Annotated in this window: 11 protein-coding genes; 8 read left to right on the top strand and 3 right to left on the bottom strand. The window is 71.0% G+C overall.

Annotated features, from left to right (window positions below; genetic code table 11):
- The 7 genes from BLT23_RS07270 to BLT23_RS07240 form a co-directional block, all read left to right on the top strand.
- A partial coding sequence (locus tag BLT23_RS07270; RefSeq protein ID WP_483868415.1) for an HhH-GDP family DNA glycosylase occupies positions 1-221 on the top strand: 221 nt, incomplete at its 5' end.
- A gap of 42 nt (positions 222-263) precedes the next feature.
- Positions 264-1,649 carry a serine/threonine-protein kinase gene (locus tag BLT23_RS07265; RefSeq protein WP_218133659.1) on the top strand — a complete coding sequence of 462 codons (1,386 nt, stop codon included), beginning with the start codon at positions 264-266 and terminating at the stop codon, positions 1,647-1,649.
- A gap of 109 nt (positions 1,650-1,758) precedes the next feature.
- Entirely contained in the window at positions 1,759-2,469 is a 711-nt protein-coding gene (locus BLT23_RS07260; RefSeq protein ID WP_245743738.1) for an ABC transporter permease, read from the top strand.
- Positions 2,462-3,259 carry an ABC transporter permease gene (locus BLT23_RS07255; protein ID WP_090046779.1) on the top strand — a complete coding sequence of 266 codons (798 nt, stop codon included), beginning with the start codon at positions 2,462-2,464 and terminating at the stop codon, positions 3,257-3,259. Before BLT23_RS07260 ends, BLT23_RS07255 begins: the two co-directional genes overlap by 8 nt.
- Positions 3,256-4,236 carry an ABC transporter ATP-binding protein gene (locus tag BLT23_RS07250; protein WP_090046777.1) on the top strand — a complete coding sequence of 327 codons (981 nt, stop codon included), beginning with the start codon at positions 3,256-3,258 and terminating at the stop codon, positions 4,234-4,236. The genes BLT23_RS07255 and BLT23_RS07250 overlap by 4 nt, the downstream gene beginning before the upstream one ends.
- 41 nt (positions 4,237-4,277) lie before the next feature.
- Positions 4,278-4,625: a hypothetical protein gene (locus tag BLT23_RS07245; RefSeq protein ID WP_090046776.1), complete on the top strand. Its 348-nt coding sequence runs from the start codon at positions 4,278-4,280 to the stop codon at positions 4,623-4,625.
- A 98-nt stretch (positions 4,626-4,723) separates the two neighbouring features.
- The gene (locus BLT23_RS07240) at positions 4,724-4,915 is read left to right on the top strand and encodes a DUF1918 domain-containing protein (RefSeq protein ID WP_090046774.1); all 192 of its coding nucleotides are present in this window, start codon (positions 4,724-4,726) and stop codon (positions 4,913-4,915) included.
- Here BLT23_RS07240 and BLT23_RS07235 read toward each other — a convergent pair.
- Positions 4,912-5,727 (bottom strand): inositol monophosphatase family protein, encoded by an 816-nt coding sequence (locus tag BLT23_RS07235; RefSeq protein WP_090046951.1) that lies wholly within the window; start codon positions 5,725-5,727, stop codon positions 4,912-4,914. The genes BLT23_RS07240 and BLT23_RS07235 overlap by 4 nt on opposite strands.
- A 44-nt stretch (positions 5,728-5,771) precedes the next feature.
- Entirely contained in the window at positions 5,772-6,752 is a 981-nt protein-coding gene (locus BLT23_RS07230) for a malate dehydrogenase (protein WP_090046772.1), read from the bottom strand.
- 92 nt (positions 6,753-6,844) lie between these two features.
- Between BLT23_RS07230 and BLT23_RS07225 the strand changes: the two genes are divergently transcribed.
- Complete coding sequence (locus BLT23_RS07225) at positions 6,845-7,444, top strand: pentapeptide repeat-containing protein (protein ID WP_425434357.1); 600 nt, start codon at positions 6,845-6,847, stop codon at positions 7,442-7,444.
- Positions 7,445-7,480: 36 nt separating this feature from the next.
- Here BLT23_RS07225 and BLT23_RS07220 read toward each other — a convergent pair whose 3' ends face one another.
- Positions 7,481-10,258, bottom strand: coding sequence for a TNT domain-containing protein (locus tag BLT23_RS07220; protein WP_090046770.1), 2,778 nt, complete (start codon positions 10,256-10,258; stop codon positions 7,481-7,483).
- Between the last annotated feature and the right edge of the window lie 106 nt (positions 10,259-10,364).

Below are 10,364 nucleotides of genomic sequence, written 5' to 3'. Positions count from 1 at the left end.
TCAAGCGGCTCAAGGCGCTGCCCGGGTTCGGCGACCAGAAAGCGAGGATCTTCCTGGCGTTGCTCGGCAAGCAGTTCGGCATCCAGCCCGACGGATGGCGGGAGGCCGCCGGGAGCTACGGCGACGAAGGCAGCCGGCGCAGTGTCGCGGACGTGACGGACCAGAAGTCGCTGCTGGAGGTGCGCGACTTCAAGAAGGCCGCCAAAGCGGCGAAGAAGTAGCGCGAGACGGGATTGTCGGGGTGCGCGACTAGGCTGCCGCGCGTGACCGCACCTCACATCCCCGGCCTGTCGGACCTGAGACCCTTGGGCGCGGGTGGGTTCGCCACCGTCTACCGCGCCCATCAGGCACAGTTGCACCGCGACGTCGCGGTGAAGATCGACAACCGGGTGCTCGTCGACGAGCGGGACCGGCACCGGTTCCTGCGGGAGGCTCGGGCCGCGGCCAAGTTGTCGGGGCATCCTCACGTGGTCGGGGTGCACGACGCGAACATCACGCCGTGGGGCACGCCCTACATCGTCATGGAGCTGTGCACGGGCGGGTCGCTCGCCGACCAGCTCGACCGGCAGGGGCCGTTGCACCCGGAACGGGTGCGGGAGCTGGGGATCCGGCTCGCGGACGCGCTCGCTACCGCTCATTCGGAGGGGGTTCTGCACCGGGACATCAAGCCCGGCAACATCCTCGTCGACCGGTACGGCACGCCCAAGCTCGCCGACTTCGGGCTCGCGGCGCTGCTGGACGCTCAGGGTGGCAGCACGGTCACGCGGGACGCCCTGAGCCCCAGTTACGCACCGCCGGAGGCATTCGCGATGGCGGAGCCGACGCCGCAGGCGGACGTGTACTCGCTCGCCGCGACGCTCTACACGTTGCTCGCCGGCAAGCCGCCGCGGCCGGTGCCGTGGCCCGTCAGCAGTTTCGACCAGCTCGGCGAGATCCTGCGCCGTCCCGTGACGGCCGTCGACGGGGTGCCGCCGGCTCTGCACGAGGCGCTGGCCAGGGCGCTGCACCCGGACGCGAACCTGCGGACGGCCAGTGCGGCGCAGCTGCGGGACGAGCTGAGCGACCCGATGCGGCAGCCGACGGTGCCGGTCGGCGCGCAGGTCAAGCGCACGCGGTGGCCGGTGCTCGCCGCGGCGGCGGGGGTGGTCGTCGCGCTCGCCGCAGGCGTGGTCGCGTGGAACTCCTTCGGTGACGAGAAGGCGGCCGCGCAGGGGCCGGGGGCCGCCACGACCACGACCGCGCAGCCGGGTGGCGCGGAGGACGTGCCGCCGTTCCTCAAGAAGTGCGACGGCGGGTTCTGCATCGACAAGTCGACGTGCTTCCGCGGGATCAACAGCATCGGTGGCGAGGCAGCCACGGCGCGGAAGGTCGGCAGCTGTGCGGACGAGCACTACTGGGAGGCGTTCGGAGGGGGCTGGCTCTCGGGGGAGATCCCGGCGGTCGACTCGGACGAGCTGGCGGCGTCGGCCGAGGTGAAGGGCGTCTGCACGACCGAGGCGATGAAGGCGAACACGCGGGCGTCGGTCGACACGACCGGGTGGGAGATCACCGCGGTCGGGTTCAAGGACGGCACCCGCAGCTACTTCCTCTGCCTGGCCTCGGAGCCCGGTGTGGGTGAAGTGGTGACCAGCGCGTTCGGCAGCTCGTGAAATCCACTTGCGACGGTCACTAACGTAGGTCGGCGTGCGTGTTCACGCCGATCTGATCATTGCCGGGTTCCGGAGATATTCGACCTACCGACAAGCGATGCTCGCCGGGATGACCACGAACGTGGTCTTCGGCCTGCTGCGGGTCGCCGTTCTCGCCGCCGCTCTGCGGGCGGCGAACGGCGAGATCGCGGACTACGACATCGCTGCCACCAACACGTTCGTCTGGATCGGGCAGGGGCTGCTCGGGTTCGTCCTGTTGTGGGGGACCAACGAGCTCGCCGAGCGCGTGCGATCCGGTGACGTCGTCGTGGACCTGTACCGGCCGTGGCACCTGCAGAGCGCGTTGCTCGCGCAGGACGCCGGCAGGGCCGGGTTCGCGTTCTTGACCAGGCTGGCGCCGCCGATGGTGTTCGGCATGGCGCTGTTCCCGTTCCAGTTCCCCGCCACGGCGTTGCAGTGGCCGTTGTTCCTGCTGAGTGCGGTGCTCGCGCTGGTCGTCAGCTTCGCGTTCCGGTTCCTCATCGACGTCAGCGCGTTCTGGCTGCTCGACAACCGGGGCCTGTACGGGTTCTGGAACATCACCTCCGGGGTGCTGTGCGGCCTCACGGTGCCTGTCGCGTTCTTCCCGGACTGGGCGAGGGACGTGCTGTGGCTGACGCCGTTCCCGGCGTTGCTGCAGGCGCCGATCGACGTGTTCCTCGGGCACGGCAGCGCGCCGGGAATCCTGCTGTACCAGGTGTTCTGGGCCGCGGCCATGCTCGGGCTCGGCCACCTGGCGTTGCAGCGGGCCGTGCGCAGGGTGGTGGTGCAGGGTGGCTGACCTCGTCTACGCCAGGCTGGTCGGCGCACGTCTGCGCAGCCAGCTGGTCTACCGCGCGTCGTTCACGATCGACTTCCTCACGCAGATCATCGCCCAGTGCACCGAACTGGTGGTCATCCTCGTCCTGTTCGACCGGATCGACGCGCTCGGCGGCTTCACCCGCGACGAGGTGGTGCTGATGTACGCGTTCGCGGGTGCGGCGTTCGGGGTCGCGGACCTCTTCGCGGGGCAGCTCGACAACCTGCCGACCTACATCCGCACCGGGAGTTTCGACGTGCTGCTGATGCGCCCGCTCGGGACGTTGCCGCAGATCATGTGCACCGACATCCGGTTGCGCCGGATCGGCAGGATCGCGGGGGCGCTGGGCGCGATGGGGTACGCGCTGGCGCACGTCACCGTCGAGTGGACTCCGGCGAAGGTGGTGCTGGCCGTGCTGACACCGGTCGCGGGCGCGGTCATCTTCAGCGCGGTGTGGGTGGTGGCCTGCTCGGTCTGCTTCTGGATCGTCGAGGGCCGCGAGTTCGCCAACGCCGTCACCTACGGCGGCAACTCCTTCACGTCGTACCCGATCAACGTCTACTCACGGCCGCTGCGCTGGCTGATGGCGTTCGTCGTGCCGGGTGCGTTCGTGGCGTACTACCCGAGCCTCACGTTGCTCGGGAAGCAGGACCCGCTCGGCTTTCCCGGCTGGACGGGGTGGACGTCGCCGCTCGTCGCGGTCCTCGCGGCGGGTGTCGCGGGGCTCGTCTGGCGGTTCGCGGTCAGGCACTACCGGGGTACGGGATCATGATCGAGGTCAGGGAGCTCCGCAGGGAGTTCAAGGTCGCCACGTCGAAGGGCCTGCGGCGCAGGTACAAGACCGTCACCGCGGTCGACGACGTCACGTTCGGCGTCGAGGCGGGTGAGGCCGTCGGGTACGTCGGGCCGAACGGCGCCGGCAAGTCCACGACGATCAAGATGCTGACCGGCATCCTCGTGCCCACCAGCGGCCACGTCCGGGTGAACGGCGTGGATCCGTCACGGCAGCGGCGCGACCTGGCGCGGCGCATCGGCGTCGTGTTCGGCCAGCGCAGCCAGCTCTGGTGGGACCTGCCGCTGCGGGACAGCTTCGACCTGCTGCGGTCCATCTACCGGGTGCCCGCCGCGGACCACCGGGACCGGCTCGACGAGTGCGTCGAGCTGCTGGGGCTGCGGGGGTTCCTCGCCACGCCGGTGCGGCAGCTGTCGCTGGGGCAGCGGATGCGCGGCGAGATCACGGCGGCCCTGCTGCACGCTCCGGAGCTGCTGGTCCTCGACGAGCCGACGATCGGACTGGACCTGGAGTCGAAGGAACGGCTCAGGGAGTTCCTCGCGGACATCAACGCCCGCCGCGGCACGACGTTGCTGCTGACCACGCACGACCTCGACGACATCGAACGGCTCTGCCCGCGGCTGATGGTGATCGACCACGGCCGGGTGCTCGCGGACGGCCCGCTCGACGAGCTGCGCGCCGAGGTCACGCCGGAGCGGGAGCTGGTCATCGACCTCAGGGAACCCGGACCGCCGCCGGACGTCCCAGGAGTGACGGCGGTGCGCAGCGAGGCGAACGGGCTGCGCCACCACCTCACGTTCCGGAGGGTGGAGACGACGGCGGCGCAGCTGATCACCCGCGTGGTGAGCCGGGTGGAGGTGCACGACCTCGCCGTGGTGGAGCCCCAGATCGACGACGTCATCCGGAAGCTCTACCAACGCCAGGCCGGACAGGCTCGTGCGTCGGTAGAGTCGTGAACAACGAGAACAACCGGACACTTCGGGCAGAGGGAGAGCGAATGCGCCTACTGGGACCGCTGGCGGCGGCCGTCATCGCGTTGGGCAGCCTGACGGCCTGCGACACGATCCAGGACGTCAGCAACACCGCGGACAAGGTCAAGCTGTGCGCCGACGCGATCCAGCTGGTGGGCTTCTCGCCGGACCTCAGCGACCCGCAGAAGGCCCTGGAGGACACCCAGGCGAAGGCGAAGGAGCTCGAGAACCTCGCGAACTCCTCGCCGGACGAGCAGGTGAAGCAGGCACTCGAGGAAGCGGCCAACGGCATGCAGAACGTCGGCTCCGCCGCGGACTGGGTGGCGCAGAAGGCCGACCTCGTCGCGAAGGTGTCCTCGGCTTGCGGCGGATGAGCCCTTGAGCCCTGTTGCGCTCCTCCGGTGGAGGCTTAGGCTTTGTCGCATCTCGATGCACCCTGCCTCACGCCGCACACCGGAGGTGTCGCAGCACCATGCAAGCAACAGTGGGTGACAGGCTCCACGTCCACAGCCGCTCCATCGGGCTCGAGGAGCGGCTGGGCGAAATCCTCGAAGTGCGCGGGTCCGACGGGCACCCGCCGTACCTGGTGCGGTTCAACGACGGTCACGAGGGCCTGGTGTTCCCCGGTCCCGACTGCATCGTCGAGCCGCGCGGTTCCGTCTAGGCGTCCAGCACGGTCGCGATGAGCTCCTCGGCCAGCTGAGGAGTCGCTGCCGCCACGCCCGACCACCGGTGGGTCAGGTCGGGGCCGAAGGTGAACGGCCGCCCGTGCAGGTCGACCAACACCCCGCCCGCGGCGGGGACGGTGACGAGCGCCGTCGCCAGGTCCATGATCCGGTGCGTGTCGCTGCCCGGATCGATGAAGGCGTCCACCGCGCCCTCCGCGACCAGCATGGTCTCCAGGCAGGTCGTGCACAGCACGCGGATGCGGCCGGCGCGGTTCGCGATGCGCAGCCACGCGTCCTGAGTGCCTCGCTTGGGGCGCATCATGCACACGGCCGCGCCGTCGAGCGACGTGCGTCCGGTGGTGCGGAACGCCGTGGGCACCCCTGCGCGCGCATGCCACGCGCGGCCCGTGTCGAACCACGTCGTGAGGGCTTCCTTCGCCGTGCCGTCCTCGACGAGCGCACCGGCGAAACACGAAAGAGGGACCCCGAAAGCGGCGTTCGCTGACCCGTCGACCGGGTCGATGACGAGGGTGACCGAGGAGCCGTTGTCGACGAACCCGGCTTCCTCGGACAACAGGTTCACGCGACTGCGGTGGATGGACTCCAGAATCGCGTCCTCGACGATGCGGTCCACGCGCATCGTCGGTGTTCCGTCCGCGCCGTCCGCGACTTCCTCGCGGAGCTCCAGGCGCGTGTGCAGAGCGCGAGCCCGCCCGTACGCCGCCGACGCCGCACGGGCGGCGTCGGCGAGCGCGGGGTGCACGTCGTCGGAGAGCTGTGGCTGGGGAACGTCCCAAGGAATCAGCACGTTCCCCACACTCTCACGATTCGCGGACCGGGCCACGGGCGAACTCAGATGAGGCCGAGCTCCTTGACCGCGTCGCGCTCCTCGACCAGCTCGGCCACGGAGGCGTCGATGCGGGCGCGGGAGAACTCGTCGATCTCCAGGCCCTGGATGATCTCGTACGAGCCGTTGGAGGTGCGCACGGGGAACGAGGAGATGATGCCCTCGGGCACGCCGTACGAACCGTCGGACGGGACGGCCATCGAGGTCCACTCGGTGCCGTTGACCCAGTCGTAGACGTGGTCGATGGCGGCGTTGGCGGCCGACGCGGCGGACGACGCGCCACGGGCCTCGATGATGGCCGCACCGCGCTTCGCGACGGTCGGGATGAAGTCGTTCTCCAGCCACGCCTGGTCGTTCACGGCCTCGGCGGCGGTCTTGCCACCCACCTTGGCGCGGAACAGGTCCGGGTACTGGGTGGCCGAGTGGTTGCCCCAGATCGTCATGTTCTCGATGTCGGTGACCGCGACGCCCAGCTTCTTCGCGAGCTGCGAGAGGGCGCGGTTGTGGTCCAGGCGCGTCATCGCGGTGAAGCGCTCGCGCGGGACGTCCGGCGCGTGCTGCTGGGCGATGAGGGCGTTGGTGTTGGCCGGGTTGCCGACCACGAGCACCTTCACGTCGTCCGCGGCGCCGGCGTTGATCGCCTCGCCCTGCGGCTTGAAGATGCCGCCGTTGGCCTCGAGCAGGTCGCCGCGCTCCATGCCCTTGGTGCGGGGGCGGGCGCCGACGAGCAGGGCCACGTTCACGCCGTCGAACGCGGTCTTCGCGTCGTCGGTGATCGTGATGCCCTTGAGCAGCGGGAAGGCGCAGTCGTCGAGCTCCATCGCGGTGCCCTCTGCGGCCTTCAGCGCCGGCGTGATCTCCAGCAGGCGCAGGTTGACCGGGGTGTCCGGGCCGAGCAGGTGGCCGGAAGCGATGCGGAAGAGCAGTGCGTAGCCGATCTGGCCGGCCGCACCGGTGACAGTGACGTTCACGGGCGTGCGGGTCATGAGCCTTCCCGAATGACGGTCCTCGTTGACGTCGGGCGGGTCGCCCGGCGTCCCGCACGTTACCAACACCGGCACTCTGCGAGAGTGTGAGAGTGGACAACCTGCTCGAAGAGGTCGGGGAGGACTACTCCGACGCCAACCTGCCTTCTCAACACTGGGAAAAACGCTCTTTCACCGACTGCGACTTCACCGAGGCCGATCTTCGCGAACTCGTCACGACGGGGTGCACGTTCACCCGGTGCGACTTCACCCGGACGGATCTCGGCGAGTCGGCGCACCACGCGACGGCGTTCCGGCAGTGCACCTTCGACCGCACCGTGCTGACCCGGTCGTCGTTCACGTCGTGCAGCCTGCTGGGGTCGAACTTCGTCGACTGCGTGCTGCGGCCCGTCACGTTCACCGAGGTGGACTTCACCCTGGCGTCGTTCGTGAAGGCGCCGCTGCACGGGCTGAAGCTCGGCGGGCAGCGGTTCCGCGAGACGAACCTGTCCGAGGCCGACCTGCGCAAGACCGACCTGAGCGGCGCGGACCTGACGGGCGCGCGGCTGCTCGACGCCAAGCTCGACGGGGCGGACCTGCGCGGGGCGCGGATCGACGCGAACGGGCTCCGGCAGGCCAAGCTCGCCGGAGCCCTGATCGACATCGACACGGCGATCGCGTTCGCCGCCGCCCACGGGCTGGTGGTGTCGTGAGACCGGCTCCGCCCGCGCACGGGCGGAGCCGCACGACTAGTTGTCGGACGAGCCCGTGATCTCCACGAGCACGCCGTCCGCGACCATCTCCTCGATCGCCTTCGGCAGCAGGTAGGCGGTGCCGCCGCCCGGCTGCTCGAACCACGGCACGGCCACTCCGGTCAGCACCTCGAGCGGGCGGCGCAACCGGTACACGCGGTACGGGCGGTTGATCCACGACGGCACGAGGCTGCGTTCCGGGAACGGCGTGCCCGCCACGTAGACGAGGTTGCCGCTCTGGTCGCCGTAGCGGTCGATCTCGGTGCCCGCCGGCAGCTCGAACATCTGCTTGTGGCGGAACAACGTCAGCGGCGGCTCACCCGGCAGCGGCGAGATCGGGAACTTCCGCTTCGAGGGCTCCTCCTGCGCCACGGCCGCGGGGGCCGACGGGACCTGCTGCACCTGAGTCGGTGCCGCCGCCGGCTGACCCTGCGGGGGCAGCGGCGGGCGCTGCGGCGGAGCGGGACGGCGCGGTTCCTCGCGGAAGCCGTTGCTCATCGGCCGCGCCGGCACCGGGTGCTGCCCGGGAGGCGGCGGCGGAGTCTGGGGCAACGGGGTCTGCGGCAACGGCGTCTGCGGCAACGGGGTCTGCGGCAGCTGGGCCTGCGGCACCGGCGCCTGCAGCTGCGCGGGCAGCGGGTTCTGCGGCTTCAGGGCCTGGGGCGGCAGCGGCTGGCGCTGAATCGTGCGGAAGTTGCCCAGCACGAGCCTGCCGATCAGGTACGCCGACGCGTCCTCGACCTTGTCGAACCGCACCGGGTTCTTCGGGGTCTGGTCGAACCAGCACACCTCCCAGCTGTCGCCGTCGAGGCGCAGCGTCCAGGTGCGGTCGGCGGGCTCGCCGATGCGGTACACGCCGTGCGGCACGCTCAGGTCGTCCAGCGCGCGGCGGGTGCCCGCCAGCTCGCGGTCCTCCTCCGGCGTGACCTGCCGCGGCGGCTTCACCGGTTCGGGCTCGGGCTCGGGTTCCGGCTCCGGCTCGGGTTCGGGCTCCGGTTCCGGCTCGTCCTGGAAGAGCGCGGCGTCGAACTGGGTCGTCTCCTCGACGGGGGCGGGCGCGGGCACGGCGGCCGGCGCCGCCTCGCGGGCGGGCTCCCGCTCGGGCTCGTCCGCGAAGTGCGAGTCGAGCTGCGCGTCGAACCGGGACTCCTGCTCGGCGTCGGGCTCCGCCTCCTGCTCGTCCTCGAACCGCGGCTCGAACGACGTCGTCGACTCGATCTCGTCCTCGGGCGCCAGGTCGGGCTCGTCGTCGGAGACGGAGACGACCGGGTGCTCCTCGGTGACCTCGGCGGGGCTCTGCGGCGGCTCGTCGAGGACGGGGCTCCAGGCCATCGTGTCCTGCAGGGCGTCGCGCGGACGGTCCTCGGTGTCGGCGGCGAGGTGGTCCGTGCGCTCCTCCTGGCGCTGGTGCGTGAGGAGGATCGGCTCGTCGGGGCCCGCGGTGGGGATGTCCCGCTCCTCGGGGACCTCCACGACCGGGCGGTCGTCCTCGGCGACCGGCTCCTCCCGCGTCTGCGCGACCGGTTCCGGCTCCTCGAAGTCCTCCGGGTGCGGGGCGAAGAGGTCCATGCCCGCGCCGTAGGTGTCGCGCAGCCGCCGGTCGTCGACGTCCGGAACGCCGTCGGAGTCGAAAACCACCCGATAGGGTGGCCCGTCCCCGGCCAGCGGCGGCGCGGCGACCGCGACGGTCGGGCCGGCCTCCGCCGGCTCCTGCTCGGCCTTGGCCCGCTCGGCGGCCACGACCTCCTGCGGGTCCGGGATCAGCGGCCCGAACTCGTACTCCTCTTCCTCGTCGTCGCGGCGCTCGTCCCGGTGGTCGTCCCTGCGCTCGTCGCGGGGATCGGTGCGGGGCTCGTCGAACGAGGGGGTGGCGACGAACTGCGTCGCCTCCGCCTCCGGCTGCGGGGCGGGTTCCGGCGCCGGTGCGGGCTTGGGCTCCGGCGGCACCGGCACGACGGTGCCGGGAGGCGCGGCGGGCGCGCCGAGGTTCGCGGCGGCGGCGAGCCGGGACTCCTCGGAGACGTCCGGCAGGCCGAAAGCCGTGGCACGAGCGCGCTCGACCAGCTCCGGCTCGGGCGGCACGCCGTACTTGCGCAGGTAGTAGGTCACCCCGGCGGGCCAGATCCACACGCCGTCTGTCTGGAACCCCGACGGCACGACCAGCGGCGACTCGGGGTGCAGCACGTCCGCGTCGAACCCGCGGCCCGCGACGGCGACCGGCGCGTTCGACAGGTACGCGAGCAACGGGCCGATCTCGACCTCCGGCACCGGCGGGCGGTTGACCGACGGACGGCCGTTCGGCCCGGCGCCGTCGAACACGCGCGCGGTGCGGAACACCGGTGTCGGCGGGTTCAGCCTGCGGCGCAGCCAGTCGGGGACGTTCTCCTCGGCGCGCGGGAAGAACCGCATCTCGTCGACGTACGCCTGGTGCGGAGGAGGCGTCTGCCAGTCCGGCTCGGCGCGGTCGAAGTCGAGGTTGTAGCTGGACGGGTGGTCCAGCTGGTAGCGGGCGTTGGTCCAGCTCCCCCTGCCCTCGCGGTGCATGCCGGCGCGCAGCCGCGCGAACAGCGATGTCACGTCCTGCGGCGGCGCCCACGGGCGGGAGGAGCCGTCCTGCAGGCGCAGCTCGGCCTCCAGCTCGAAGTACCGGCCGGTGGCGCGGTACTGCGCGATCACGCTGCGCCAGTCCTCGGGAGCGGCCCGCATGAGGGTCAGGCCGATCTGCTTAACCAGGGCGTCCTGCTCGGTAGGGTTCAACGGCTTCGGCTCGGACACGCCAACATCTTCCCCCGCAACTCGCCGGATCGCACACGTCCCCCGCCACTGCGCCGAACGGCGGAGGCCCGACCATAACGTGGTGTGGGTGCAAGGTTAAAGCTGA

The organism is Lentzea fradiae (assembly GCF_900100955.1).
GTDB lineage: Bacteria > Actinomycetota > Actinomycetes > Mycobacteriales > Pseudonocardiaceae > Lentzea > Lentzea fradiae.
Note: the sequence above shows the minus strand (reverse complement) of the source record. Positions and strands in the feature narration are given on the sequence as shown.

Excerpts from the sequence above, each read along its gene's own strand:
- BLT23_RS07230 (WP_090046772.1), bottom strand. The coding sequence starts at position 6,752 with ATGACCCGCACGCCCGTGAACGTCACTGTCACCGGTGCGGCCGGCCAG.
- BLT23_RS07245 (WP_090046776.1), top strand. The coding sequence starts at position 4,278 with ATGCGCCTACTGGGACCGCTGGCGGCGGCCGTCATCGCGTTGGGCAGC.
- BLT23_RS07260 (WP_245743738.1), top strand. The coding sequence starts at position 1,759 with ATGACCACGAACGTGGTCTTCGGCCTGCTGCGGGTCGCCGTTCTCGCC.
- BLT23_RS07240 (WP_090046774.1), top strand. The coding sequence starts at position 4,724 with ATGCAAGCAACAGTGGGTGACAGGCTCCACGTCCACAGCCGCTCCATC.
- BLT23_RS07250 (WP_090046777.1), top strand. The coding sequence starts at position 3,256 with ATGATCGAGGTCAGGGAGCTCCGCAGGGAGTTCAAGGTCGCCACGTCG.